At 50.5% G+C, this 25502-nt stretch carries 24 protein-coding genes and 1 pseudogene; 16 read left to right on the top strand and 9 right to left on the bottom strand.

The genetic code is table 11. The annotated features are described in order from the left end of the window. Nucleotides 1–84: 84 nt before the first annotated feature. The 4 genes from ilvB to asd all read left to right on the top strand — a co-directional run bounded on the left by ilvB (nucleotide 85) and on the right by asd (nucleotide 4384). On the top strand, nucleotides 85–1848 hold the full coding sequence (ilvB, locus tag ACIDF8_RS13500) for a biosynthetic-type acetolactate synthase large subunit (protein WP_412011133.1): 1764 nt from the start codon (nucleotides 85–87) through the stop codon (nucleotides 1846–1848). After that, nucleotides 1848–2339 (top strand): acetolactate synthase small subunit, encoded by a 492-nt coding sequence (gene ilvN, locus ACIDF8_RS13495; RefSeq protein ID WP_055828089.1) that lies wholly within the window; start codon nucleotides 1848–1850, stop codon nucleotides 2337–2339. The genes ilvB and ilvN overlap by 1 nt, the downstream gene beginning before the upstream one ends. Before the next feature lie 53 nt (nucleotides 2340–2392). Beyond that, nucleotides 2393–3409 (top strand): ketol-acid reductoisomerase, encoded by a 1017-nt coding sequence (gene ilvC, locus ACIDF8_RS13490; protein ID WP_018987331.1) that lies wholly within the window; start codon nucleotides 2393–2395, stop codon nucleotides 3407–3409. 126 nt (nucleotides 3410–3535) lie between these two features. Continuing rightward, nucleotides 3536–4384, top strand: a complete 849-nt coding sequence (gene asd, locus ACIDF8_RS13485; RefSeq protein WP_412011132.1) for an archaetidylserine decarboxylase — start codon at nucleotides 3536–3538, stop codon at nucleotides 4382–4384. A gap of 12 nt (nucleotides 4385–4396) precedes the next feature. On the opposite strand, the gene ACIDF8_RS13480 is transcribed toward asd, so the two are convergent. The 3 genes from ACIDF8_RS13480 to pepN all read right to left on the bottom strand — a co-directional run bounded on the left by ACIDF8_RS13480 (nucleotide 4397) and on the right by pepN (nucleotide 7642). Beyond that, nucleotides 4397–4714 carry a CcdB family protein gene (locus ACIDF8_RS13480; RefSeq protein WP_412011131.1) on the bottom strand — a complete coding sequence of 106 codons (318 nt, stop codon included), beginning with the start codon at nucleotides 4712–4714 and terminating at the stop codon, nucleotides 4397–4399. Continuing rightward, entirely contained in the window at nucleotides 4714–4953 is a 240-nt protein-coding gene (locus ACIDF8_RS13475; protein WP_412011130.1) for a type II toxin-antitoxin system CcdA family antitoxin, read from the bottom strand. The genes ACIDF8_RS13480 and ACIDF8_RS13475 overlap by 1 nt, the downstream gene beginning before the upstream one ends. Nucleotides 4954–5035: 82 nt before the next feature. Then, nucleotides 5036–7642 carry an aminopeptidase N gene (gene pepN, locus ACIDF8_RS13470; RefSeq protein ID WP_412011129.1) on the bottom strand — a complete coding sequence of 869 codons (2607 nt, stop codon included), beginning with the start codon at nucleotides 7640–7642 and terminating at the stop codon, nucleotides 5036–5038. A gap of 166 nt (nucleotides 7643–7808) precedes the next feature. Between pepN and ACIDF8_RS13465 the strand changes: the two genes are divergently transcribed. The 4 genes from ACIDF8_RS13465 to ACIDF8_RS13450 all read left to right on the top strand — a co-directional run bounded on the left by ACIDF8_RS13465 (nucleotide 7809) and on the right by ACIDF8_RS13450 (nucleotide 9703). Further along, on the top strand, nucleotides 7809–8087 hold the full coding sequence (locus ACIDF8_RS13465) for a type II toxin-antitoxin system RelE/ParE family toxin (protein ID WP_412011128.1): 279 nt from the start codon (nucleotides 7809–7811) through the stop codon (nucleotides 8085–8087). Nucleotides 8088–8097: 10 nt separating this feature from the next. Then, the gene (locus tag ACIDF8_RS13460) at nucleotides 8098–8409 is read left to right on the top strand and encodes a HigA family addiction module antitoxin (protein ID WP_412011127.1); all 312 of its coding nucleotides are present in this window, start codon (nucleotides 8098–8100) and stop codon (nucleotides 8407–8409) included. A 185-nt stretch (nucleotides 8410–8594) separates the two neighbouring features. After that, the gene (locus tag ACIDF8_RS13455; protein WP_412011126.1) at nucleotides 8595–8975 is read left to right on the top strand and encodes a hypothetical protein; all 381 of its coding nucleotides are present in this window, start codon (nucleotides 8595–8597) and stop codon (nucleotides 8973–8975) included. Beyond that, on the top strand, nucleotides 8972–9703 hold the full coding sequence (locus tag ACIDF8_RS13450; protein ID WP_412011125.1) for an FRG domain-containing protein: 732 nt from the start codon (nucleotides 8972–8974) through the stop codon (nucleotides 9701–9703). Before ACIDF8_RS13455 ends, ACIDF8_RS13450 begins: the two co-directional genes overlap by 4 nt. A 109-nt stretch (nucleotides 9704–9812) precedes the next feature. Here the strand turns inward: ACIDF8_RS13450 and ACIDF8_RS13445 are convergent. Then, nucleotides 9813–10003: pseudogene (locus ACIDF8_RS13445) on the bottom strand (zinc ribbon domain-containing protein YjdM); the annotation flags it as partial. Nucleotides 10004–10182: 179 nt separating this feature from the next. On the opposite strand from ACIDF8_RS13445, the gene ACIDF8_RS13440 reads away from it, so the two are divergent. Beyond that, complete coding sequence (locus ACIDF8_RS13440; protein WP_412011124.1) at nucleotides 10183–11538, top strand: phospholipase D-like domain-containing protein; 1356 nt, start codon at nucleotides 10183–10185, stop codon at nucleotides 11536–11538. Nucleotides 11539–11591: 53 nt separating this feature from the next. Here ACIDF8_RS13440 and ACIDF8_RS13435 read toward each other — a convergent pair whose 3' ends face one another. Continuing rightward, nucleotides 11592–11930 carry a zinc ribbon domain-containing protein YjdM gene (locus ACIDF8_RS13435; RefSeq protein ID WP_412011123.1) on the bottom strand — a complete coding sequence of 113 codons (339 nt, stop codon included), beginning with the start codon at nucleotides 11928–11930 and terminating at the stop codon, nucleotides 11592–11594. Nucleotides 11931–12189: 259 nt separating this feature from the next. Next, the gene (gene tkt, locus ACIDF8_RS13430; RefSeq protein WP_412011122.1) at nucleotides 12190–14175 is read right to left on the bottom strand and encodes a transketolase; all 1986 of its coding nucleotides are present in this window, start codon (nucleotides 14173–14175) and stop codon (nucleotides 12190–12192) included. A 273-nt stretch (nucleotides 14176–14448) separates the two neighbouring features. Between tkt and fae the strand changes: the two genes are divergently transcribed. Next, entirely contained in the window at nucleotides 14449–15000 is a 552-nt protein-coding gene (gene fae, locus ACIDF8_RS13425) for a formaldehyde-activating enzyme (protein ID WP_412011121.1), read from the top strand. Nucleotides 15001–15181: 181 nt separating this feature from the next. On the opposite strand, the gene ACIDF8_RS13420 is transcribed toward fae, so the two are convergent. Together ACIDF8_RS13420 and ACIDF8_RS13415 are read right to left on the bottom strand one after the other, a co-directional pair. Continuing rightward, nucleotides 15182–16195 carry a Gfo/Idh/MocA family protein gene (locus tag ACIDF8_RS13420; RefSeq protein ID WP_412011120.1) on the bottom strand — a complete coding sequence of 338 codons (1014 nt, stop codon included), beginning with the start codon at nucleotides 16193–16195 and terminating at the stop codon, nucleotides 15182–15184. Between the two features lie 112 nt (nucleotides 16196–16307). Further along, complete coding sequence (locus ACIDF8_RS13415) at nucleotides 16308–16943, bottom strand: response regulator (RefSeq protein WP_412011119.1); 636 nt, start codon at nucleotides 16941–16943, stop codon at nucleotides 16308–16310. A gap of 229 nt (nucleotides 16944–17172) precedes the next feature. On the opposite strand from ACIDF8_RS13415, the gene ACIDF8_RS13410 reads away from it, so the two are divergent. From ACIDF8_RS13410 to ACIDF8_RS13390, 5 genes are all read left to right on the top strand, one after another. Continuing rightward, nucleotides 17173–18342, top strand: coding sequence for a hypothetical protein (locus tag ACIDF8_RS13410; RefSeq protein ID WP_412011118.1), 1170 nt, complete (start codon nucleotides 17173–17175; stop codon nucleotides 18340–18342). Continuing rightward, nucleotides 18339–20213: an ATP-binding protein gene (locus ACIDF8_RS13405; protein ID WP_412011117.1), complete on the top strand. Its 1875-nt coding sequence runs from the start codon at nucleotides 18339–18341 to the stop codon at nucleotides 20211–20213. Before ACIDF8_RS13410 ends, ACIDF8_RS13405 begins: the two co-directional genes overlap by 4 nt. A 77-nt stretch (nucleotides 20214–20290) precedes the next feature. Next, entirely contained in the window at nucleotides 20291–20977 is a 687-nt protein-coding gene (locus tag ACIDF8_RS13400; RefSeq protein ID WP_412011116.1) for a PEP-CTERM sorting domain-containing protein, read from the top strand. A 163-nt stretch (nucleotides 20978–21140) separates the two neighbouring features. Further along, nucleotides 21141–22709, top strand: coding sequence for a hypothetical protein (locus tag ACIDF8_RS13395; protein WP_412011115.1), 1569 nt, complete (start codon nucleotides 21141–21143; stop codon nucleotides 22707–22709). Between the two features lie 141 nt (nucleotides 22710–22850). Beyond that, nucleotides 22851–24062 carry an NnrS family protein gene (locus ACIDF8_RS13390; protein WP_412011114.1) on the top strand — a complete coding sequence of 404 codons (1212 nt, stop codon included), beginning with the start codon at nucleotides 22851–22853 and terminating at the stop codon, nucleotides 24060–24062. Between the two features lie 3 nt (nucleotides 24063–24065). Here the strand turns inward: ACIDF8_RS13390 and ACIDF8_RS13385 are convergent, their stop codons facing one another. Next, nucleotides 24066–24617, bottom strand: coding sequence for a thioredoxin family protein (locus ACIDF8_RS13385; RefSeq protein ID WP_412011113.1), 552 nt, complete (start codon nucleotides 24615–24617; stop codon nucleotides 24066–24068). Nucleotides 24618–24728: 111 nt separating this feature from the next. Here ACIDF8_RS13385 and ACIDF8_RS13380 point away from each other — a divergent pair, with 111 nt between their 5' ends. After that, nucleotides 24729–25463, top strand: a complete 735-nt coding sequence (locus ACIDF8_RS13380; RefSeq protein WP_412011112.1) for a 16S rRNA (uracil(1498)-N(3))-methyltransferase — start codon at nucleotides 24729–24731, stop codon at nucleotides 25461–25463. Nucleotides 25464–25502 lie beyond the last annotated feature (39 nt).

Genomic DNA, 25502 nt, shown 5'->3' with positions numbered 1-25502 from the left:
CCGTCAGCGCGAAATCTTGACCAAATTAGTAAAGCAAGTTAATGTATAGGGTTCAACATTTATTAGTCGAAAAATCAAGGTTTTATGGACGCCTCAGCCCACTCTGCGACAGACACCCACGCCAAATCCATGACAGGTGCGGACATTGTTGTCTCCTGCCTGAATGAAGAAAAAGTCAAATTCGTGTTTGGCTACCCAGGTGGCGCGGTCTTGCATATTTATGATGCCTTATATAAACAGAATGGCTTCAAGCATATTCTGGTGCGTCACGAGCAAGCGGCTGTCCATGCGGCAGATGCGTATTCGCGTGCAACAGGGGATGTGGGCGTTGCCTTGGTGACCAGTGGCCCAGGCGCCACCAATGCCATCACCGGCATTGCTACCGCTTATATGGACTCTATCCCATTGGTTGTGATCAGTGGACAGGTACCCGTCCCCGCCATCGGCATGGACGCCTTCCAGGAAGTCGACATGGTTGGCGTGACCCGTCCATGTGTAAAACACAACTTTTTGGTGAAGCACGTCAAAGACATTGCACCTACCATCAAGAAAGCTTTCTTTATTGCCAAAACCGGCCGTCCAGGTCCGGTGGTCGTAGATATCCCTAAAGATATCACTGCGCACGTGGCTGACTTCATCTACCCTAAAACGGTAGAGATGCGTTCTTACAACCCGATCCTTAAAGGTCACAACGGCCAAATCAAGAAAGCGGTCAAACTGCTGGTGGGCGCCAAGCGCCCGATGATTTACACCGGTGGCGGCCTGGTATTGGGTAACGGCGCAGCCGAGCTGGTAAAACTGGCCAAAGCCTTGAATTTCCCAGTGACGAACACCTTGATGGGTTTGGGCGGCTACCCTGCCACCGACAAACAATTTGTCGGCATGCTGGGCATGCATGGTTCTTATGAAGCAAACATGGCGATGCAGCACTGTGATGTGTTGCTGGCGGTGGGCGCGCGTTTTGACGACCGCGTGATTGGCAACCCCAAGCACTTTAGCAGCCACAAACGCACCATCATTCATATTGATGTCGACCCCTCCAGCATCTCCAAACGCGTGAAGGTAGACGTGCCGATTGTCGGCGACGTACAGTCCGTGCTGTCCGACATGAACGAGATTCTGGCACAAGAAGAAAACCAGACTACGGATACGGCTGACTGGTGGTCACAAATCAATGAATGGCGTGGCATCCAGTCACTGGATTATGCGTATTCGGACAGCGTGATCAAGCCACAGTACGTGATTCAGAAATTATGGGAAGTCACCAAGGGTGAGGCCTATGTGACCTCTGACGTCGGCCAACACCAGATGTGGGCTGCGCAGTACTACAAGTTTGACAAGCCACGTCGCTGGATCAACTCCGGTGGCCTGGGCACCATGGGCGTCGGCTTGCCATACGCCATGGGCTGCCAGTTTGCCGACAAGCACGCGCAAGTCGCCTGTGTGACCGGCGAAGGCAGTATCCAGATGAACATCCAGGAACTGTCGACCTGTGCGCAATATGGCCTGCCGATCAAGGTGATCCTGCTGAATAACCGTTACCTGGGCATGGTGCGCCAGTGGCAAGAGTTCTTCTATGAGAACCGCTACTCAGAGTCTTACATGGACAGCCTGCCTGACTTCGTCAAGCTGGCAGAGTCTTATGGCCACATTGGCATGCGCATCACCAACCCGGCAGATGTAGAAGGCGCCCTCAAAGAAGCGTTTGATAGAAAAGATAAATTTGTATTTATGGACTTTTTAACCGACCAAACAGAAAATGTCTTCCCGATGGTTGAAAACGGTAAGGGCCTGTCAGAAATGGTATTGAGCCCCCGCACCGCCAGCCGCCTGAAAGGGGAAGAATAATGCGTCACATTATTTCACTACTGATGGAAAACGAAGCAGGCGCCCTGTCACGCGTGGCTGGCCTGTTTTCTGCGCGCGGTTACAACATTGAATCACTCACCGTGGCGGTCACCGAGGACCCTACCCTGTCGCGCATGACCATTGTGACGACAGGCTCTGATGATGTGATTGAACAAATTATCAAGCAACTCAACAAGTTGATTGACGTGGTCAAAGTGCTGGACCTCAACGATGGCAAGCACATTGAACGCGAACTGATGCTGGTTAAGGTTAAAGCCACCGGCGTTTACAAAGACGAAATGAAGCGCATGTGCGACATTTTCCGCGGCCGTATTATCGATGTGGCCGACAATAGCTACACCATTGAGCTTACCGGCTCTTGCAGCAAACTGGATGCGTTTATTGAAGCCATAGACCGCAGCGCGATTCTTGAAACCGTGCGTACGGGTGCTTCCGGCATTGGTCGTGGTGACCGCATCCTCAAGGTTTAACCGGGATTATTTTTTACAGACAAAAGCATTTGTATTGAAAGGCAAAAGCAGAGATGAACGTTTATTACGACAAGGACGCCGACTTAAGCATCATTAAAGGCAAAAAAGTGACGATTGTGGGCTACGGTTCCCAAGGTCACGCCCACGCAGCTAACCTGCGCGACAGCGGCGTGAATGTCACCATCGGTTTGCGTAAAGGCGGCGGTTCCTGGGCGAAAGCTGAAGGCGCTGGCCACACTACTTTAGAAATCGCAGCAGCGGTGAAAGAAGCTGACGTCGTGATGGTATTGCTGCCAGACGAAACCATGGCAGAAATCTTCAATGCAGAAATCGCCCCAAACCTGAAAAAAGGCGCGGCGTTGGCATTTGCTCACGGCTTTAACATTCACTACAACCAGATCGTGCCACGCGCAGACCTGGACGTGATCATGATCGCCCCTAAAGGCCCAGGCCACACTGTGCGTTCTGAGTACCTCAAAGGCGGCGGCGTGCCTTCATTGATCGCTGTTTACCAAAACACCTCCGGCAAGGCCAAAGACATCGCATTGTCTTACGCTGCAGCCAACGGCGGCACCAAAGGTGGCGTGATCGAGACTGACTTCCGTGAAGAAACTGAAACTGACTTGTTCGGCGAACAAGCAGTGTTGTGTGGTGGCGCGGTTGAGCTGGTTAAAGCCGGTTTCGAAACCTTGGTTGAAGCGGGTTATGCACCAGAAATGGCTTACTTCGAGTGCCTGCACGAACTGAAACTGATCGTTGACCTGATGTACGAAGGCGGCATCGCCAACATGAACTACTCCATCTCCAACAACGCGGAGTACGGTGAGTACGTAACAGGCCCACAAGTGATCAACAGCCAGTCTAAAGAAGCCATGCGTCAGTGCCTGGCCAACATCCAGAACGGTAACTACGCAAAACAGTTCATCCTGGAAGGCCGTACAAACTACCCAGAAATGACTGCACGCCGTCGTTTGAACGCTGCTCACCCAATCGAGCAAGTGGGTAACAAACTGCGCGCCATGATGCCATGGATTGCGAAAAACAAACTGGTTGACCAGTCTAAAAACTAATTGCCATAATCGCGGCCCGAGATCAGCCTGTGCTGATCTCGCCAACGATAAAAGCACAGGTAGGCTTGCCCTCCTGTGCTTTATTTTTTATGCTTTGCAAAAAGTCGCCCACAAAGGATATCCAGAGTGAAACTCGCCATTCTGTTGCAATACATCGCCCCTAAACAATTACTAACCGCCGCGGCAGGCAAACTGGCACACTGGCAGGCTGGTGGCCTGACCACAGCCTTTATCGGCTGGTTCGTGAACAGATATCACGTCAACATGGAGGAAGCGTTAAACGGGGATATCAGCAGCTATAAAACGTTCAACCTGTTCTTCACGCGCCCACTTAAGCCTGATGCCAGGCCACTCGCAAACAATGCTTTTGTGTGCCCGGTTGACGGCGCCATCAGCCAGTTTGGCAAGATTGAAAACGGCCAGATTTTTCAGGCCAAAGGGCACCAATACACCGCACAGACCTTGGTAGGTGGCGATGCCAAATTAGCAGCCAATTTTGACCAAGGCAGTTTCGCCTGCCTGTATCTCAGCCCGAAAGACTATCACCGCATCCATATGCCATGCGACGGCAAGCTGCTAAGCATGACCTATGTGCCTGGTGATTTATTCTCGGTGAACCCGCTGACTGCCGCCAACGTGCCCGGCCTCTTTGCGCGTAACGAGCGTGTCGTCTGCACCTTTGAATCTGCCCAACATGGCAAGTTTGTGTTGGTTCTGGTCGGGGCCACCATTGTCGGCAGCATGGCCACCGTCTGGCACGACACCAAAGATCACATCATCAACCCGCCACGTCCTGGCAAAGTCATCCATTGGGATTACAGCGACCGCAACATTACCTTGAAGCAAGGCGAAGAAATGGGCCGCTTCCTGTTGGGTTCTACGGTGGTGATGTTATTTGAAAAAGACGTGCTGGATTTTAATGCCAGTTGGCATCCAGGGAAGCCGATACGCCTGGGCGAGGCAATGGGACGCTAAGTTTTTTACCAATCAAACACCGCTCAAAAGAAAATCCATCGCGGTAATAATTTCAAGCCTCGCATCAGCGAGGCTTTCTATTTCTTCACCCAATTCACGTTTGGCAATACCGGCAAGCTGAGGCGTCATCATCAGATACTGACTCCCCTGTACGGTCAACTCTGGCGTCAATCTACTCATGGCATGATAACCAACCTTGGAAGCCGCAGTTAATGGCACCACAACGCAAGTTTGCAATGCCTCCAATAAATCATTCTGCACATTCAACAAATACGGGAATTGATCACGCGTCGCAGCATTCTGATTGGCATATACACTAAACTGCGCCATCAGAACGCCCTCAGGGTATCACCAAACACGCCATTCGCCTCAACCTGTTGGTTGTATACCTCAATGGCATGCTTGTTTTGTTCAAGCCAGGCTTGTTGCTTTTTTTCGACCACTAGCGCAGAAAGTGTTTCTTCAAAGGCCGCAGACAAATTGATATCAAGCTCACGCGCCTGACGTAACAAATCGCTGTTCACACTCAGATTCGTAGCACGTTTTGGTGCTTGTGGATTGAATAACATGATCACTCCTCACCATTATTGATGCGCATAATATATGCGCATCAATAATGCATGTCAACCGGGCACGCAATCATACAAATACTTAAGCATTCAGACTCTTGCTGACGATCTCAAACACATCCCCAGACAAATCAGGCGTGGCTAAAATCGCTTCCAGCGCCGCTTTCATATGTAACTGTAGTTCTGGCGTATAACGCTTCCACTCACGTAATGGCGTCACCATGCGGGCGGCGATTTGCGGGTTGATGGTATTCAGTTCAATAATCACATCACACAAGAAAGCATAGCCTTTGCCGCTGGGGTCATGGAACTTGACCGGGTTGTTAATGGCAAATGCTGAGTACAGCGAACGCACACGGTTAGGATTCTTGATATTGAAATCGGGGTGCGCGCGCAACAAGGCAAGGTCATCAAAAATCTGCTCGCGGTTGGCAATCGCCTGTAGCGAGAACCACTTGTCGACCACCAGCGGATATTTTTCAAAGCGGGTATAAAAGTCGGCAAACACCTCAGCCCGTTGCGGCTGTGTACTGTCAGACAGGCACGACAATGCAGTGACCCGATCCGTCATATTATCTGCTGCGTCGTAATGGGCCTTGGCGCGAGCGGCGCAACCGGTGCCATTGGTCACAGTGAGGATCTCCAGCACTGCATGCTGCAAGGCCCTGCGACCCATGGCTTCCGGCGTGATAGAGAAGCTGCCTGTGTTGCGGTTCGCGTCATATAACGCTGCCAGTGCTTCTTTATGCGTACTCTTAATTTGCTTGAGCACCGCCGTGCGTGCAGCATCAATCGCAGCCGGGTCAATCACCGGCAAATGCTGACCAATCACACCTATCATCGGCAAACTTAACGCTCGTGCCAACAAGGCTTTATCGCCCTTGCCTGTCAGGCCTTGTTGAACCAAGGTGCCCACATCTGCCACAAACTGCGAAATGTCTGCTGCCGGGTTTTCCATCACGCGCTGTATGGTCCGCAACGCCAAGGTCTGGCCTGCTTCCCACTTGTTAAAACCGTCGGTATCGTGCACTTGCAGCAAGCGCAAATCATCGTCGCTTAAATCTGTTTCGAGCTTCACTGGCGCTGAGAAACCACGCAAAATGGAAGGCACAGGCTTGGCGGTGATGCCATTAAAAGTGAATGTTTGCTCACGCGCAGTCACTTCCAGCACGCGGGTGGGCAGTATCTCTTTACCGCTCGCATCCAGCAAACCTAGAGCGACTGGAATATGCAGTGGCTGCTTGTCGGTTTGCCCTGGGGTATCTGGTTGCGATTGCTTAAAGGTCAGCGTATAGCTTTGCTGAGCAGCATCGTAATGGCTGCTCACTTGCAGCGTGGGCGTACCCGCCTGTTTATACCAGCGGAAGAATTGCGTCATATCACGGCCAGACGCATCGGCCATACATTGCACAAAATCATCACACGTCACGGCGTGCCCGTCATAGCGGTCAAAATACAAATCCGTTGCTTTGCGGAACGTCTCCGCACCCAACAAGGTATGCTGCATGCGGATCAGCTCGGCGCCTTTATCGTAAATGGTCTTGGTGTAAAAATTACTGATCTCGATAAACTGGTCAGGCTGCACGGAGTGCGCCAGCGGGCTGCCATCTTCAGGGAACTGCAAGCGGCGCAGGCCGTTCACATCGTCAATGCGCAGCACGGCGCGCGAGTTTAAATCGGCGCTGAACTCCTGGTCGCGGAACACGGTAAAGCCTTCTTTGAGCGAAAGCTGGAACCAGTCCCGGCAGGTCACGCGGTTACCGGTCCAGTTGTGGAAATATTCGTGACCAATCACACCTTCCACACTCATAAAATCGCTATCGGTCGCAGTTTCCTGATGCGCCAGCACCAGCGCCGTGTTAAACACATTGAGCGAGGTGTTTTCCATCGCGCCCATATTAAAGTCGCTCACCGCCACGATATTGAACAGCTCCAGCTGATACTCGCGGCCATACACCTCTTCATCCCACTTCATCGATTTTTTCAGTGATTCCATCGCATGGTCGCACTGCTTTTCATCCCCTGCCCGCACATAAATATGCAAGTCCACCTTGCGGCCCGTCATGGTGGTAAACGTATCGGCCACGCGCTGCAAATCGCCCGCCACCAGCGCAAACAGGTAACAAGGTTTGGGGAAAGGGTCATGCCAGACACGGTAATGCCTGCCATCAGGCAAGCTACCTTCTTCCTGCAAATTGCCGTTAGACAGCATCACCGGATACGCCTTGGCATCCGCCTCAATGCGCACAGTGAACACACTCAATACATCCGGTCTATCCTGGTAATAAGTAATGCGCCTAAAGCCTTCCGCCTCGCACTGTGTGCAATAAGTGCCTTGTGATTGATACAAGCCTTCAAGTGCTGTATTCGCGGCAGGGTCAATCTCGCTGACGATGGTTAATGTGAATTCATGGCCTGGGTTCACTATCGTCATTTGCCCATCCGCCACCGTGTAGCCTTCAAACGGCTGACCATTCAAAGCCACGGAAACAATGGTTTGATCTTCACCATCCAGCACCAAATCATGCGAAGCCCCCGCTGGGTTTTTCACATACCTAACTTCAGAGGTGACAATCGTTTTGCCCGGCAACAGGTTAAAACTCAAGTTCACCTGCTGCGCCAGATAAGGCGCTGGTGTGTAGTCTTTGAGGTAGATGGTTTTTGGTGCAACAGCGTTTTCGGTTCGCATGGATTTACCTGAGAATTTTTAGAGTTAAGTAAGGATTATATTTGAGAGTAGGCATTGGAGGATTGGTTTAATAATTGTTTCACCACATATCCTTATCACATGTTAAATTAATTATGCAAATTAACGATATTGACATGCGTAACGCTACACACTACACTCATTAAAAATGATCAAATCATTTAAACACAAAGGTTTAAAACAGTTCTTTGAAACTGGCAGTAAAGCAGGCATTCAACCACATCATGCTCAAAGACTAAGTCGACAACTGCTGCGCCTCAATGTTGCGAAAAACGCTGATGACATGAATGTACCGGGCTGGCGATTGCACTCGTTGGAAGGCGAGCTCGCTCAACATTTTTCAATCGTAGTGAATGGCAACTGGAGAATGACATTTATGTTTGAAGGCGAAGATGTGATTTTGATCGATTATCAAGATTACCACTGAAAGAAAACTTATGAACCACATGCATAACCCACCTCATCCAGGTGAAACACTACGCGACGATATCTTGCCTGCACTAGGCTTATCTGTGACTGAAGCCGCCGAGCAATTAGGGGTAGCCCGCCCGACCTTATCCAAAGTGTTAAATGGCCGCGCTGCCATTTCCCCTGAAATGGCCATACGCCTCGAAAAATGGTTAGGGGTTGAGAACGGCGGACGTGCAGATATTTGGTTAGCTGAACAAACAGCCTATGACCTCTGGCAAGCAAGAGAAAAAGTCAGTGTTCAGGTAAAGCCGCTGAAGGACTTTTCACTCACAAAATAAAGCATTCTGACCGAGTATCAAGGATATTATCGAATTACGAATCGAAAAATGAATGGATAGTCCTAGACACCCTCAATACTAGAACCTTAGCTTTAGAGCCATCTCGTTTAAAACACATATGGCTTTTAGACGACAATGCGGACCCTCCAAATAGCGACTGGTATCCGCCTGATGATTACAATGGGATGCCTGGTGAGTTCTACAAAGCATTAGAAGCATTTTGCATGGAGAAAGATGGAATTGAGCTGGATGAAAATGAAGAGGTATCGGACTACTCCAAGAAAGATATAGATAGTTTCACCGAAGTACGAGATTTAGACCACGAACTAGTTAGAGAGCTACTTACGCAAACCCATATTCACGATATAGCTGGCAACCTACAATCTCACATTATTGAAGCAGAGAAGCTTGCTACTTTCTTATTCCATATAGAGCTCGATCCCCCAATTCTCTTGAATTTTAGTAGTTACGAACAAGGATACGAGTTATACATACCATCCAAAAACATCTCATTAATCGATATGCCAAAGCGATTTGTAGATAAGGGTTTTAGGGAAATAGTATGAGGACTGAAGTCATAAATACCTTGACTGAATACTTAACACTCATTAGTGGAGTAAGATCAGAACATAAAAAAAGAAACCACGATGTGAGACAAGACTCTGAGCCACTTTATCGCGGACAAAGCCAAGACTTTCCGTTATTGCCAAAAATTGCAAGAAATAATGAGTCCTCTCAAATTCTGAAAAAAGAAGCTTTTATGTTAACTGAGCTCAAAATTCGAGGACGGAGACATAAAGATATTTCACAATTGGATTTGTGGGGTTTACTTACTTTAGCGCAACACTATGGACTATCTACAAGGCTGCTAGACTGGACCAGTAACCCATTGGTAGCAATTTGGTTTGCTTGTTACGAAAACAATCCCCAAAATAAACCTCATGTTTACATTTTGCTTCCCCACTGGGGAATTGACCATTTGGACAGAGAATCAGTTCGTAACACTAAAGATCATATTCAAACATCTATACTCAGAACTCGCTTGGAAGACTCAAGAGTCATAGCTCAAGATGGATGGTTTACAGTACATTCTCCATCTAGAAAACATGGAAAATTTATACCTTTAGGAGAACAAGAACACCACGCGGAAGGTATGGTAAAAATTAAAGTAAATTCAGAAAATAGGAATGAGATTCTCAAGGAGTTGGATACGTTTGGCGTAAGTTATCAGTCCATATTTCCTGATATGGAAGGCTTATGCAGATACATAGATTGGAAAGCTGAAGAAATTTAGCTAGTTAGTTTAGTAAGGGTAGTGAGCAACCCTGGATTTAGGAATTAAATATCGATAATAAGAACCGCCTCCACAAGGCGGCTTCTTATCAAATGATATACAAATTGTACTAAGCCTTCTTCACAAACTCCAACTTCAACTTCATCGCGCCAAAACCATCAATCTTGCAGTCGACATCATGGTCGCCATCGACCAGTCTCAGATGTTTTTCACTTTGGTACCAACCTTCACCACTGACGAAGAGCCTTTCACTTTCAGGTCCTTGATCACCTTAACGGTATCGCCATCTTGCAGAACGTTGCTGCTCAGTCCATCAAAGCACTTGTAGGCCTGATACTGACTTTCTTATTTCCCAACTTCAGCTACACTGCGGCCATTACTCATCATGGCTTTTGTCCTGACTCATGATTCTCACAAATTCGTGTTTGATGGCAAACAATTGCACACCTTCCAGGCTCACCCCAATAATCATATGGCTGATGAGTTTGTTGCTCTCAAACTGTGCGGTGATCCCGGATCACAAGCAAACCTTTGAGAACATTGAGCCGCAGCAAAAAGTGGAAGTGGTTGGGGCAAAAAAAGAGCTGCCTCCCGGTAAAGTTTCCAAGGCATTGCAAAAGCTCTCTCCCGATGAAAGTATCCGGGCTTCACTAGAGGCGCACTTAAAGGTCGAACAGGCAATTTCTGACAATCATTTATTTGCCGATAATGCGTTCACCCTGCTGTTTAATGGTCAGTCGACCTTTAGCAAAATGAAGGAGTTGCTTGGCAGTGCCGAGAAAAACATTCACCTGGAATATTTCACTTTTGAAGATGTCGATTTAGGGGGTGTCACGCTCAAGGCTTTGCTACTTGAGAAGCTTGCCAAGGGGGTTGAGGTTCATGTGATTTATGACGCCTATGGCTCTCAGCAAACACCCCCTGAGTTTTTTGAATCCCTGAAAAATGCGGGGGCCAAGATCACGGTGTTTCATCCTTTAAATGAAGGCTCACTTACACAGAGGAATCAGCGCGATCATCGGAAAATCATGGTAGTGGATGGCAAGGTGGCAATCATAGGTGGCGTGAACCTGAGCAAAACTTATCAAAGCAAAGGCTCGTTCAAGACTTATAAAAAAGAGACGGTGAATCCGTTAACCGATTCGAACTGGCGGGACACGGACGTGATGGTGCAAGGGCCGATTTTAAGTGACATTCAACGCATCTTTTTATCCAACTGGGATAAAAAGCAGCCACTCGACGAATCCAACTTTTTTCCGAAACTAAGCAAACAAGGCAACCAGTTTGCACGTGTGATTGCCACACCTGCCACCAAACAAAAAAACACTGACTCACCTTATTACCTGACCCTGCTCTCGGCGATTGATAGCGCAGAAGACCGGATCATGATCAATGCCGCCTACTTTGTACCGACCAAGGCGCAGTTACAGGCGCTCATCAATGCGGCCAATCGTGGCGTGCGTGTGCAGTTGTTAGTGCCGAGTTTTACAGACTCAACCTTGTCGCTGCTGGTACAACGCTCTAGATATAGCCTGCTGCTTGAAAACCAGGTTGAAATCTATGAGATGCAGGGGCAAGTACTGCATGCCAAAACCATCACGATTGATGGCGTATGGTCGTCTATCGGCAGCTCAAACTTTGATTACCGCAGCGCCGGGATTAATGCCGAGGTGGATATGGTGATTTTAGGCAAAGAGGTTGCCAAGGCGCTGGAGGATAGGTTTAAAGAGGACACGACCTCTGCCAAAAAAATCGAACTGGAAGAATGTAAAAAGCGTGGTCTGCTGGAGAAAATGAAACAATTGTCAGCGAGAATGTTTGAAGGCTTTTTATAATGAGCCGGGCAATAAAAAACGCCTCTAACTGAGGCGTTTTTTATTGTTGGCGGTTAGGCTTTTTTCACAAACTCTGATTTGAGTTTCATCGCACCAAAGCCATCAATTTTGCAGTCGATATCATGGTCACCATCGACCAGGCGGATGTTTTTCACTTTGGTGCCAACCTTGACCACTGATGAAGAGCCTTTGACTTTCAGGTCTTTGATCACCGTAATGGTGTCGCCATCTTGCAGCACATTGCCGTTGGCATCACGCACGACTTTCACTTCTTCTGAATCTGTTGCAGCAACCTTGCTCCACTCATGCGCGCATTCCGGGCAGATGTAGTTATCACCATCTTCGTAGGTGTATTCGGATTGGCATTGTGGGCAGGCGGGTAATGTAGACATGGGGACTTTCTTGGGACAAACAATAAAACCATATATTTTACAGGGTTATTATTGAATACCCTAGCTCACTTGTCGCGCAAAGCAATTGACTAACGGCAGGCGTAAAAAAACCGCTTCACAAGGAAGCGGTTTTTTTATGCAGCAATCTGGTCTAAATTACAGAACAGATTTGTTCAAAGACGTTTTGGCTTCGGCCGCTACGCTTAACATCGCCTTGATAAACAAGGCGAGTTAGCCTACGCCGAAATGTTGTGAATAATTACAAAACGCTTTTTACGGTATTCACAACATTTTCAACTGTGAAACCGAAGTGTTTGAACAGTGCGCCGCCTGGTGCGGATTCGCCGAAGGTATCGATACCAACAACAGCACCTTCAATACCTACATACTTACGCCAGAAGTCTGGGTGAGCAGCTTCAACAGCCACGCGTTTAACGCCTGGAGTCAATACGCTGTCTTTGTAAGCTTGGTCTTGACGGTCGAATACGTTGGTGGATGGCATGGAAACCACACGCACTTTAGTACCCGCAGCGTTCAATTCAGCAGCCGCTTGAATCGCCAGATCCAACTCGGAACCGTTAGCGATGATGATCACATCCGCTTTACCAGCAACGTCGGAGAATACATAGCCACCCTTACGGATCAGGTCGAAGTCTTTAGCATCGTGCTTGATGCCTGGCACAGCTTGACGGCTCAATACCAAGCTGGTTGGGCCTTCAGTACGCTCTACTGCAGCAACCCAAGCAACGGTTGTTTCTGTAGAGTCAGCTGGACGCCATACATCCATACGAGGAATCATACGCAGACCAGAAGTGTTTTCTACTGGTTGGTGTGTAGGACCATCTTCACCTTGACCGATAGAGTCATGGGTCAGCACGTAGATCACACGTTGATGCATCAACGCAGACATACGCATGCCGTTTTTCATGTAGTCAGAGAACATGTGGAAAGTACCGCCGTATGGCAACAAGCCACCGTGCAATGCCATACCGTTCATGATCGCAGCCATACCGAACTCACGTACACCGTAAGAGATGTAGTTGCCTGGCTCTTTGCCGCTTACGTGTTTGAAGTCTTTAGAAGCTGTCAGGTTAGAACCTGTCAAGTCAGCTGAACCGCCCAGGAATTCTGGCAAGATTGGCGCCAACGCAGTAATGGCTTTTTGTGAAGCCTGACGAGTGGCCAATTTCTCAGCTTTTTCGTTGGTTTCAGCGATGATTGCGTCAGTCAGTGATTTCCAGTTCGCTGGCAATTCACCGGCCATACGGCGTTTGAATTCTGCAGCTTCTGCTGGGTAGGCTTTAGCGTAAGCGTCGAACTTGGCGTTCCAGTCAGCTTCGCGTTTTGCGCCTTTGTCTTTCTGGTTCCAGCCTTCGTATACGTCAGCAGGAATTTCGAATGGCGCGTGTGGCCAGCCGATGGCTTCACGAGTAGCAGCAACTTCAGCTTCGCCTAATGCAGAACCGTGGCAGTCGTGTGAACCGCACTTGTTAGGAGAACCTTTACCAATGATGGTTTTGCAGCAGATCAGTGATGGTTTGTCAGTCACTGATTTAGCTTCGTCGATGGCTTTTTGAATCGCAGCCTGGTCGTGACCATCTACTGAAACAACGTGCCAGCCGTAAGCTTTGAAGCGGCCTGCAGTGTCGTCTGTGTACCAGCCTTCGATGTGGCCGTCGATAGAAATACCGTTGTCATCCCAGAAAGCGATCAGTTTGCCCAGGCCCCAAGTACCAGCCAGTGCACAAGCTTCGTGAGAAACGCCTTCCATCATACAGCCGTCGCCCAAGAACACGTATGTGTAGTGGTCAACGATGTCGTGGCCTGGCTTGTTGAATTGGTTAGCCAGCAGTTTTTCTGCCATGGCGAAACCAACACCGTTCGCAATACCCTGGCCCAATGGACCTGTAGTGGTTTCAACGCCTGGTGCGTAACCGTACTCTGGGTGGCCAGCACAGCGGGAGTGCAATTGACGGAAAGACTTGATGTCGTCCATGGTCACATCGTAACCAGTCAGGTGCAACAAAGAGTAGATCAACATAGAGCCATGGCCGTTGGACAATACGAAACGGTCACGGTTAGCCCATTGTGGGTTAGTTGGGTTGTGGCTCAGATTGTGGTTCCACAATACTTCAGCAATTTCAGCCATGCCCATAGGTGCGCCTGGGTGGCCGGAGTTTGCTTTTTGTACAGCGTCCATGCTCAGAGCACGGATGGCGTTGCACAAGTCGACACGAGTTGCCATTGTTTTCTCCCTAGAGTGAAAGTGAGCGGTCTTACACAAAAAGCTGCAAAACCTTGATTGAATTCTTTAAAAAGGCGCAACAACCCGCCTTTTACGGAAAGGCTAGATTATTCCCTAGAACCCGTTTTTCTTCAAGCGTTAATGGCTATTAAATTCATGCCGCTGCCTGATGTCTCGCGTTGCAAAACCGCGGTGTCGAGTGCATGAAACTAGCCATGGTGGGAGAATTCCCCTACCATGTTGCAATACATTGATAGCAAAGGAGCTCCAACGATGTCTGACGATCGAATTATTATGCGTGTGGGTGAAGCATTGGTTGCAGGCGGCCCGCCTGGGACAGCAGCCGAACCCGAAGTCGCCATTGGTGAAATGAACGGCCCCATGGGCACGGCGTTTGCCAACTTACTGGGCGACCAAGTCAAAGGCCATACCCGCGTACTGGCGATTATGAACACCGATATCATGGTGCGCCCGGCCACATTGATGGTGAGCAAGGTGACGGTGAAAGACCCACGTTATACCAATATCTTAATGGGCACCGTGCAAGGCGCGATTGCCAATGGCGTGCTCGATGCAGTGCGTAGCGGCGACATCCCGAAAGAGAAAGCCAATGATTTGGGGATTATCGTCTCAGTGTGGCTGAGCCCGGCGATTCTGGAACAAGAGAAAATCGACCATAAAGCACTGTTTGATATTCACCGTGAGGCGACTTTCAAGGCGATCCGGAAAGCCTTGCGCAACGAACCGAGCATAGACTGGCTGCTGGAAAACCAGGAGAAGATTGTGCATAAGTATTACCAGATGGGCCTAGATAATAAGATTTAATCATCAATGGCTGCGCGGGCAAATTGCGGCGTTACGCGGTACTCGAAATCCTCATGTACTATATGTACATTCCGGTTTCTGCGTTCCGTGCGCCTTACACTTTATCCCGCTCGCACATTGATCACCGTTATGAATAAATAAAAAAGGATGCTCAAAGCATCCTTTTTTATTACGCAAAGCCTTAGCGTTTCAACGCCGCAATCACCGCTTCAATCGCTTTGCAATTACCGCGTGCGTCCTCAAAAGTGAGCAAAGGCGCTTTGCCATTGAGCACGCAATCACCAAAGTGCTCGATCTCAAGGTTAAAGTGGTTGGCCTTGGGCAAAACGATGGTTTCTGATTTGCCGCCCGCTTCCCAGCTAATCACCGGATCATCGCCGGGGTAAGACCACATATTGTGGCACTTGATCCAGCCTTTATCACCAATGAGCTCATACTCGGCTTTGCGGCCACGCTCGAAGCTCACGTCAAAATTGCCAAACCGCGCACGGCCTTGCGCATCCGGCCCGAAATCAAGCACACCGCTGGCGACCACATCGGCGCCATGCTCGTTAAGCTTGCCATAGGCCACCACATTGACCGGCTCGGCTGGCGCATCACCGCCACCAAAACACCAGCGCAAAGCATGGATGGCGTAAGGCCCAATATCCCACATGGCACCGCCGCCATGCGCCATATCGCGGGTAATGCGGTACATACGCGCAGGTGCCATCAGGAAAGAAAAACTGGCACGGCAAGACAGTACATCGCCGATCAGCCCGCTGTCGATTAATTCTTTAACCTTTGCATGCTGCGGATGAAAGCGGTACATAAAGCCTTCCATCACGGTGACGCCCTTGGCTTTGGCGGCAGATTCAATCGTATTAATATCTGCCAACTTGGTCGTCATCGGCTTTTCAATCAGCACGTGCTTGCCTGCCGCAATCGCCTTGAGCGCCCACTCTGCATGCTCTTCGTTGGCCATCGGGCAATACACCGCCTCAACATTGCCGTCTGTGAGCAGGCTATCCATGTCGTCATAACAGCTGACACCGCCTACGTTTGGCGCGTATTTTTCCAGCGTGGCCTTGGCAGCGCCAGGACGGCGGCTGGCGATGGCGACCAGTTGTGCGTTGTGCGCCTCTAAAATGGCAGGCAGCAATCGCTCATTGACGCGCGCAGCGCCGAGAATGCCCCATTTCAGTTTTGTAGTCATTGTGCTCTTCCCATGTTTTAATTGGGCCGATTATACCTTGCAGAAAATGCCGGAGTAATCAGCGCTTACATGAAGGAAGACAAAGTAAGGACTGCGTAAGTGCCCTAAAAGATTAAATCAGGCCCATCTTCTGTGCCGTAATGGCGGCTTCAGCCCGTGAAGAAACGTTTAGTTTGCGGTAGATTTCCTTGACGTAACCAGCGACTGTATTGCGCTTAAGCCCCAATAGATTGGCGGTTTCGGCCATGGTCATGCCTTTGGCAATAATTGATAACACCTCTTTTTCACGCTCGGTTAACAGGGCTTGCGCCGTGTCCTCAATATAAGGCTCATGAAAATGGCGTAGTAATTTGCGTGCAATGGCGGGTGACAGTGGCGGCTGACCGGTCACAATGCCGTTGAGTGCCTGCACAATAGCTGCTTGCGGTTGATCCTTGAGTAAATAGCCATGTGCGCCTGCCCGCAAAGCCGGGAAAATGTGGCTATCATCATCAAAAATGCTGGCAACCACACAGATTGTTTGCGGTGAGTGGCGATTTAACCACTCAATCACCGCAACACCGCTACCATCTGGTAGACTCAAATCTATGAGGGCAATATCCACGGCAGGTAATTGACTCAATGCTGTGATGGCTTGTGCGACGTGATTAGCAGCGTGTATCTGGATACCCGCAAAACTCTGGCATAACACTTCAGACAGCCACACTTGCGACTCTGGGGTATCCTCAAGAATAAACGCTGTTTTCATGATAGAGCAGTGGCTGAACTAGCAGTTAGGTTGAAATAAAAACTATATACGAAATTCAACGTATGACACCCCCGCAAACAGGGGGCTCCGATCAAAAAATAATTCGAATACACTTATGACTCAAACTCTTTTGTATTTGCCTGCTTTGTTGCCGAATTCATGGATACCGTTTTTTCGCCTTGGCGCAATGCTCGGGCTAAGCTTAAGCTTTACGCAATGGGCTTGGGCCATGGATGAAATACCGACCCCAACCGCATTTGGACTCAATACCATGGCGCCTGAAAGCAGTTGGGGCGTCCGTTTTGAGCAACGGGATAACGAATATCACCAGCGTTACGATCAGAACGGCCGCCTGCAAGCCCTTGGTGCCAGCTTTGATAATATTCAGTTAAACAGTAGCGTTTTTAACGCGCTTGCGCCACTGGGCGCAGGCGCTTCGCTTGGAACCACCCAGTTCGATAGCCGCGTGCGCAATCAAATCAGCACATTGACTTTAGGCTATGGCCTCACTGAAGACATCACGCTAGGGGCCATTATCCCTTATGTAAAATCACGCACTCGCGTCAGTTTTGATGTCACAAGGGGCACAGTGGGGGCCAATCCGGCATTTGACGCGAGCCAACCGATCAGCGCAGGCAACTTCCCGTTTGCACCAGCTGGCGGAGGCGTAGCGCCGCTGGATACAGCTGGCGTCCAGAATGTGCTGACCAACCCGGCCTATGATTACCAGTACAAGCGGATTGCTTCTCAACAGTCAGAAGGATTTAGTGACCCGACTATTGGCGTGCTCTGGCGGGCCTGCAAGGCGGCAGATCAAAGCCTAATTGTAGGCATAGGCTGGCGCATTGGTCTGGCTAAAAAAGACGACCCCGATAACTTGCTGGATACGCCGCCCGGCGATGGCAGCGACGACATCCGCACCCGCATTGAATACTTCAAGGATTTAGGCAGCCATATAGACTTGCGGTTACTGGCTGATTACAACTGGCAAACCCGCGACAAAGCTAGCATGCGTGTTCCGCAAGCCGGGCAATTGTTGGCCCTGGCCAGCAGCAAGCAACGCTTGCAGCGCAACTTGGGAGACTTTTATGAAACCGATATCGAGTTGGGATATCACTGGTCAAACTGGCGCTGGGCAGCGACCTGGCATCGGTATGAAAAACAATCAGACAACTACCACTCTGCGTTAGGCACAGACACCAGTAGCCTGGAAGCCTATACTTACACCCGCGCAGACCAATACCGATTGAGTGCAACCTGGAGTGGCATCCAAGCCTGGCAACAAGGCAAGTTACCCCTGCCTCTCATCGTCAGACTCGAAATGCAGGATACTTTCTCCGGGCGCAATTTTGTTGATGTGCGCGATCTGTATATTCAGGTCACGGCCCTGTTTAAATGATGTTTGCGTCCATCTTGGTCGGACCGTTTCGCCACCTCTGCCTGTGGCTGGCACTGGCGATACTGAGCACCTTTGCGCATTCAGCGCCAGTCAATCCCAACCTGATCAGCATGGTGCAAGGCGAGTTTGTCGAGACTACCGCACCGCTCCCGCCTGGCGAGCAGGCCGACTGGCGGCCCGTCACATTACCCGATGTATGGAAAATCAACCATGCCTCTGCAGATGGAATAGTCTGGTACCGCTTCCGGTTTGATTACCCTGCGCTAGATCAACAGGCCTTATACGGCCTGTACCTTTCCAGACTGAGCCTGAATGCCGAAGCTTTCTTGAATGGCGAAAAAATAGGTTCTGGCGGGGCGTTTGCAGAGCCCGTGGCCAGGCACTGGAACCGCCCTTTGTTGTTCGCCATTCCGCCCCACTTGCTCAAGCCGCGCGACAACCTGTTAATGGTGAGGGTCATTGCCCCCTCTCACTCGCAAGGCATGCTCTCTCCACCGCAAATAGATAGATTGGAACATCTACAGCCGCGCTTTGAAGAAGCCAGATTTGTCCGCATCACCCTTAACCAGACTTCAAGCTTATTGATTGTGGGCATCGGACTGCTGATGCTGAGCCTGTGGTGGCGCAGAAAGCAGGATACGGCTTATGGCCTATTTGGACTGGCGGCCTTTGTCTGGGCACTGCAGTCCCTCAACTTTTACATTATCACAGCGCCATTACCGACCCCGCAATGGGAGTTGTTTGTGAATGCGAGTTTTCAGGCGATTGCCACGCTGTGGCTGATTTCATTGCTGGACTTTGTTGGCATCCGGCTCAAGCGCTTTAACCAGCTGTTATGGGGCATCCTCATTCTCTCCCCGTTGACGCTGCTGTGCATCCCCGCCCCCTACTTTACTGACGTGACAGATTTCTGGCACTTGGTGACCATGGCAGTGGTCATGGTCGGGCTGGCTTTACTGGCAAGGGAAGGCTTCGTGCACCGCAACAAAGACGCCCGACTATTGTTAATGACACTGAGCATTATTCTGCTGTTTGCTTTTCACGACTGGCTGATCCACACCAACCTGACAGGCCTGACCCGACTGGTCAGCGGTGAAGAATACCTGATGCAGTTTTCCGCTCCTGTGCTGTTTCTGATTGTCGGCCTGATGATGACCTCGCGCTATGTGGGGGCGCTTAATAACTACGAGCTCCTCAACCAGCAACTTGAACAGCGCGTGATCTCCAAGCATGAGGAGCTCAATAAAAACTTTGAACAACTACAGGCCATCCTTAAGGAACAAGCCACCTTGGAAGAACGCGAGCGGATTTACCAGGATCTGCATGACGACTTGGGGGCCAAATTGCTGACGCTGGTATACCGCGCCCAAGACAGCAACAATGCTGAACTTGCCAGGTCTGCCCTGCAAGACTTGCGCGATGTGGTTTCAAGAGCAGGGACAGAACATATCCCATTGACGGATGCGATGGCCGACTACCGCATAGAGTGCGAAAAGCGCTTGAGTGATGTGCATATCCAGCTGGCTTGGCTGATTGAGATGAAGGCAGATCACCTACTCCTGACACAACCGCAAGTGCTCAACCTGGGCCGCATTATCCGCGAGGCGGTTTCAAATGTGATTCGCCATGCACAGGCGAGCCAGGTCACGGTCACCCTAAGCAATCACGAAAGCCAGCTGTCATTGACCGTGAGTGACAATGGCATAGGGCTGCCAGCTGAGTCAGCCAGAACCAAAGGTCGGGGGTTGAACAATATTCAAAAACGAGCAACCTTGCTGGGTGGTGAAGTGCACTTTGAGGCCTTAGCCACAGGCGGGCTCAAGCTTTGTCTGCAACTGCCGTTGCAAGCATTTGCGCAAGCGTCTCATTGACACCCCCCATACTGGGGGTGCAAGCAGCATGGCAAACGCTCTAAGATGACTGCTCCAATCATCAGGAGGAGAGAGACATGCATAAATTAACCATCATAACCGCACTCACTGGCTGTTTACTTGCCAATGCCAATATAGCCCACGCCATGAGTAGTACCGCGATCTTCTGGGGACCCACGCCCTACCTATCCTCGAGTGACATCCCAGCTGGCTTTTACCTGGGAGGCAATCCTGTCCTACTGGATAATCTGGAAGATGGATCGCTGGATGCGTCTATCAGTGCCAGTAACGGTTCAGTATATGGTCCCACCAGCATTGCCGACTCGGTGGATGCCGATGATGGCAACATTGATGGTTTTGGTACCGCAGGACGTAGCTGGTTTTCAGGCACAGTGACATTTACTTACGCAGGCAATGGCCCTCTGCCAACGGCCTTTGGGGTGGTTTGGACGGATGGCTCTGGCACCATTACGTTCAGCGCAACAGATGCACTCGGGCAATCACTGGGTTCACAGTCCTTTACGGGCATTCCTGATAGCACGTTTGGCGGCACCACGGGCGATGACAGCTTCTTTGGTGTGCAATTTGCCGGCGGCATAAAATCGATCACTATTGGTACTGGCGGAGGACTGATCGAAGTCGATCACATACAGTATGGGCAAATGGTGAGTAGCGTGCCAGAGCCCACCTCGACGCTCATGCTCAGCCTGGGCTTGCTGGGTGTGGGTGGATACAGACGCATGCGCAAAGCTATCGAAGAATAAAGGCTGTGTCATGGGCCGGAATCCTATAAAAAAATAAAACGACTGTTTCACTACTTGAGTGGCAATGAAGGCACCCCCTGAACAGGGGGTGCATTTTTTGTAAGGATTCCACTAGTCTAGGCACATTCTTAATATCGTGCCCAACCAGGGCAAAGGGTTTGTCATGTTGACCATGCAGCGCTACGCTAAACCATCTGCCGCCATCATTCTGTTGGCTGCTTGCCTGCCTCTACAGGCGCTCGCCTCTGAAATCGCGACCAATATGCGGCTAAACTTTAATGAATTAGCCATTATTACCAGAACCACCTCAATGTCTGTAGACGGCGTTGATCTCACAGGTTACAGCGATCACATTGACAAGCTTTTGACCTTGGACCCAAGTATTGCAAACGCTAGATTCTTGAGCAACAGGCTAGGCACATTCACCAGTGGCAGCATGACGGTTGATCTCAGGGGTAATCAATTTATTTCACTCAACGACCCCGGTGTTTCAGTATTGCCAGATAGCCAACGCACCCTGACGCGGATAGAAGCAGGCGCCACATTGAGCGGCGGCCTGCTAACCACCACCGAATCCCTCAACCTCGATGCCACCTGGTTTTGCCGTGCAACCGCGCTTTCCTGCACCCGCGATGAAGTCTATAGCAGCTTAAAATCTACCCCCACCCTTTCAAACGCAGCGACTAATGCCGCTGCACTGGTGCAACCGATACGCTTGCAAGCCAGTGGCGCCACTACATTCACCGCAGATGGCGTCACCATTAATTATGCTGGACTATCGTTATCCGGCACGATCAATGTCAACGCCACCTTTACCGCAAAAACACCTGGCCAATATGTCGCAGATGCCCTCTCTGCAACCGCTGGCAGCGGTGGCGGAAACGCTTCAGTGCGCTGGGGAGCCGCCGCAGCCGATGTCAAAACCCTGCGCGATGCGGTATGGACAGACATTGCTGTCGCAAATAACCTCAAAGCCAGCCGCACGCCAGAACTGGAAAGTGCACAGAGTTTTCTCACAGCAGCGCGTGACAGCGCAACGCTTCTGGCAACCGGCAACAGTACTGGCAGCAGCTTTAACTCAGCGTTTGAACTCAATAGGGAACTCTGGAATGTGGTAGCGACTGTAGACCCCAGTTTAGGCAGAAACAGGGCCGGCTTTAGCAGTGAAAATGTCTCAAGCAGCGACTTGGCCGCGCAAATCGCCATCATGCGCATGGTGCGAGACGGTAGCAATGACACAGCCTTTGTCACAGGCCTGGAAGACGCACTGGCAAATCCGCTATCGACTGGATCAAACCCTGCACTGACTTTAGATGGCGCGCTGCTTGGCCTGGCTGATGCCACGCTCTCTGTTTACTACCTGGGCAATGCAGGTACAGGCCAGGTAGAAATAGACTTGGCGGGTGCGTCTCGTTATGCGCTTTTACGCAATGGATTATATGACCGCATCAGTTTGCTGGAGGGAAATGGTTTGACAGTGATTGGTGCCAGCGATTATGCCGGAGCGGCAGTGTTGCAAGGTGAGGGGGAAGTGTATATCGGCGAAGCCTCAAGTGGCTTGCTAGAACTCAGTGGTCAGAGCACGGCCTCACGCTTGCAACTCAACAATATATACAGTAACCAGCTTTTGGTCGTCGCCAGCTGGGCGGTGACCCCGGTGCCAGAGCCAAGCAAGGCCTGGCTACTGATCATGGGATTGCCAATGATATTGCGGCGGCGCCAGGCTCATTAATACACCCATGCCTGATAAAGATAACCCCGCTTATCGCGGGGTTTTTTTATAGCATTTTTGCATGCATCATGTTTGCGTCAGCGCAATAAGCGAGCACCTCGGCTCCGTTATTGTTCGCTACACACTTATGAGGAGGCAGGTATGCAACCACTCACCATTTCGCCGCCTGGGCGTAAAGTACCGGCGAACCAGTTCGCTTTATTCAACCTGGGGTTCAGGGCTTTTTTCTTACTGGCCGCCGGCTTTGCAGCGCTCTCGATCGGCCTCTGGGTATGGAAATATGTCACCTCATCGGCGCCAGCGTTAACCACCGTTTCAGCCTCACAGTGGCATGCGCATGAAATGCTGTATGGCTTTGCTTTTGCAGTGATTGCCGGTTTTTTACTCACCGCAGTCAAAAACTGGACCGGGATACAAACCCTGCAAGGTCGCCCACTCATGGGGCTAGTAGCATGCTGGGCGCTGGCACGCAGCGTGATGTTGTTTATCCCCTCGCAGGTCGCTTTGGCTGTACTGTTTGATGGCGCGTTTAACTTATGGCTGCTGCTTGCGGTGGCAAGGCCCATTATTCTGGCCAAACAGTGGCGTCAACTCGGTGTGTTATCAAAAATCGTGCTGCTCACCCTGGGCAATATGGCTTTTTATGCCCAGGCGACTGGCTTGAGCACCCAAGGTGCGCATGCAGCCATCTGGATGGGGCTATTGCTGAATGTCAGCTTGATTCTGGTGATCAGCCGCCGCATTTTGCCGATGTTTATCGAGCGCGGTGTCGAAGAAGAAGTGACGCTTAAAAACGCACTTTGGATTGATCGCCTGCTGATGGTGGGGCTGGCGGCCTTATTGCTTAATATCTTGACCATTAACATGGACACATTGAATATTGTGTTAGGACTCACTATCGCCATCAGTGCCGGTTTTAGGTTATGGCGCTGGCATACGCCAGGCATTTGGCAAGTGCCTCTATTGTGGAGTTTCTATTTGGGGCTGTGGCTCATCAACCTGGGCTTTTTACTCTATGCACTGAGTTTTATGGCAACCAATATTTCTGTTATTTTAGCCATCCATTGCTGGGCCATTGGCGGCATCGGCGTGATTACGCTGGCGATGATGGCGCGGGTCTCACTAGGACATACTGGCCGCAATATCCATCAACCACCGCGTAGCGTGGTCTGGATATTTAGCCTGATCATTTTGGCGGCCCTGAGCCGGGTGTTATTGCCACTCGTGCTGCCAGACTTTTACCGTTTGTCAGTCATGCTGGCGGCGAGCGGCTGGATCGCCGCATTCACATTATTTACGATTCTCTATTGGCCGATACTGACTAAACCGCGTATTGACGGCACGCCAGGTTAACGCTCACTCTTTCCACTTGATAGAACAACCAATACTTGCAATCTGTTCCTGCGGGCCATGACCTGTTTCAGCCACTAACTTCATGGCTTTGAACAATTCACGGGTACTCTCAGGAGCGGTTTCCTTGCGGCTCTCGTCAAACCGACCCCGGTATTGCAATGCAAAATCTTTATTAAAGCCAAAAAAGTCTGGCGTACACACAGCATCATAAGTTTTGGCAACTTGCTGAGTTTCATCCAGCAGGTAGGGAAACGGAAACGCCATCTCGGTGGCGATTTTGCGCATATTTTCGGGGCTGTCTTCCGGGTAATCAGAAGGGTCGTTGGACATAATCGCCAGCGTATTCACGCCCAGCGCCTTGAGTGCTTTTACGTCAGCGATCAGCCGCGGCAAGATCGCTTTCACATACGGGCAATGGTTGCAGATAAACATGACCAGCAACCCATTCGGACCCATGCTGGCTTCCAGGTTGACCAGGTTACCATCCACATCTGGCAAATTGAATGCCGGTGCTTTCCAGCCAAAATCACATACGGGGGGGCTAATACTTGCCATCAGCGTTGCTCCTACTATTAAATCAAACCAGTATGGTACGTGATTAAGACGCCAAGGTGAATCTTGTGACCACCGTGCCCGCACAGGGGCATTTTGGTTACAATGCCAGTCATGAGTAATTTACGATTTCATAGCCCGACAGCATTGTCTGTCGGCCAATCCGTCCCACTCAGCGATAACGCCATGGTGCATGCAGTCAGGGTCATGCGACTCAAAGTGGGCGATACGTTGATTCTGTTTTGTGGCGATGGTTTTGACTATCTTTGCGCGCTGACGCAGATTGAAAAAAAATCCGCCACCGTCGAGGTGCTGAGCCGCACCCAGGTTGGCAATGAATCGCCACTGAACATCCGCCTGCTGCAAGGCATATCCGGCGGCGACCGCATGGATTACACCATCCAGAAAGCGGTAGAGCTTGGCGTGACAGAGATTTATCCGCTCAGCACCGAGCGCTGCGTGACCAAGCTCAGTGGTGACCGTGCCGAAAAGCGGGTCGAACACTGGCAAGGCGTGGCGATTGCCGCCTGCGAGCAAAGTGGTCGCGCCTTAATTCCGTTAGTGCACGCGCCTCTCACGCTCGCACAATGGCTAAGCCAGCACGCGACCGCTGACAGCCTTAATCTGTTATTGAATCCTGTTGGTGCACAAAGGCTGGCCACTCTGGACACGCCAAAAAACGCCATTCATTTACTGATTGGCCCGGAAGGCGGCTTGAGTGCGTCAGAAATTGCGCTCGCATCGCAACATCACTTCCAGTCTATCGTACTTGGCCCACGGATTTTACGTACTGAAACCGCAGCATTGACTGCCATCAGCGTGATGCAGTCGTTGTGGGGAGACTTTTAAGCAGGTTGGATACTGCATTCTCAGAAACGCAAGGAGCCT

Source organism: Methylophilus sp. 3sh_L (assembly GCF_046766015.1).
In the GTDB taxonomy this organism is placed as follows: Bacteria; Pseudomonadota; Gammaproteobacteria; order Burkholderiales; family Methylophilaceae; genus Methylophilus.
This window is presented reverse-complemented; position numbering and strand designations above follow the sequence as displayed.

Coding starts and splice junctions, on each gene's coding strand:
- ilvB (WP_412011133.1), top strand. CDS start 85: ATGGACGCCTCAGCCCACTCTGCGACAGACACCCACGCCAAATCCATG.
- ilvN (WP_055828089.1), top strand. CDS start 1,848: ATGCGTCACATTATTTCACTACTGATGGAAAACGAAGCAGGCGCCCTG.
- ilvC (WP_018987331.1), top strand. CDS start 2,393: ATGAACGTTTATTACGACAAGGACGCCGACTTAAGCATCATTAAAGGC.
- ACIDF8_RS13480 (WP_412011131.1), bottom strand. CDS start 4,714: ATGGCGCAGTTTAGTGTATATGCCAATCAGAATGCTGCGACGCGTGAT.
- ACIDF8_RS13475 (WP_412011130.1), bottom strand. CDS start 4,953: ATGTTATTCAATCCACAAGCACCAAAACGTGCTACGAATCTGAGTGTG.
- pepN (WP_412011129.1), bottom strand. CDS start 7,642: ATGCGAACCGAAAACGCTGTTGCACCAAAAACCATCTACCTCAAAGAC.
- ACIDF8_RS13465 (WP_412011128.1), top strand. CDS start 7,809: ATGATCAAATCATTTAAACACAAAGGTTTAAAACAGTTCTTTGAAACT.
- ACIDF8_RS13460 (WP_412011127.1), top strand. CDS start 8,098: ATGAACCACATGCATAACCCACCTCATCCAGGTGAAACACTACGCGAC.
- ACIDF8_RS13455 (WP_412011126.1), top strand. CDS start 8,595: ATGCCTGGTGAGTTCTACAAAGCATTAGAAGCATTTTGCATGGAGAAA.
- ACIDF8_RS13450 (WP_412011125.1), top strand. CDS start 8,972: ATGAGGACTGAAGTCATAAATACCTTGACTGAATACTTAACACTCATT.
- ACIDF8_RS13440 (WP_412011124.1), top strand. CDS start 10,183: ATGAGTTTGTTGCTCTCAAACTGTGCGGTGATCCCGGATCACAAGCAA.
- ACIDF8_RS13435 (WP_412011123.1), bottom strand. CDS start 11,930: ATGTCTACATTACCCGCCTGCCCACAATGCCAATCCGAATACACCTAC.
- tkt (WP_412011122.1), bottom strand. CDS start 14,175: ATGGCAACTCGTGTCGACTTGTGCAACGCCATCCGTGCTCTGAGCATG.
- fae (WP_412011121.1), top strand. CDS start 14,449: ATGTCTGACGATCGAATTATTATGCGTGTGGGTGAAGCATTGGTTGCA.
- ACIDF8_RS13420 (WP_412011120.1), bottom strand. CDS start 16,195: ATGACTACAAAACTGAAATGGGGCATTCTCGGCGCTGCGCGCGTCAAT.
- ACIDF8_RS13415 (WP_412011119.1), bottom strand. CDS start 16,943: ATGAAAACAGCGTTTATTCTTGAGGATACCCCAGAGTCGCAAGTGTGG.
- ACIDF8_RS13410 (WP_412011118.1), top strand. CDS start 17,173: ATGGATGAAATACCGACCCCAACCGCATTTGGACTCAATACCATGGCG.
- ACIDF8_RS13405 (WP_412011117.1), top strand. CDS start 18,339: ATGATGTTTGCGTCCATCTTGGTCGGACCGTTTCGCCACCTCTGCCTG.
- ACIDF8_RS13400 (WP_412011116.1), top strand. CDS start 20,291: ATGCATAAATTAACCATCATAACCGCACTCACTGGCTGTTTACTTGCC.
- ACIDF8_RS13395 (WP_412011115.1), top strand. CDS start 21,141: ATGTTGACCATGCAGCGCTACGCTAAACCATCTGCCGCCATCATTCTG.
- ACIDF8_RS13390 (WP_412011114.1), top strand. CDS start 22,851: ATGCAACCACTCACCATTTCGCCGCCTGGGCGTAAAGTACCGGCGAAC.
- ACIDF8_RS13385 (WP_412011113.1), bottom strand. CDS start 24,617: ATGGCAAGTATTAGCCCCCCCGTATGTGATTTTGGCTGGAAAGCACCG.
- ACIDF8_RS13380 (WP_412011112.1), top strand. CDS start 24,729: ATGAGTAATTTACGATTTCATAGCCCGACAGCATTGTCTGTCGGCCAA.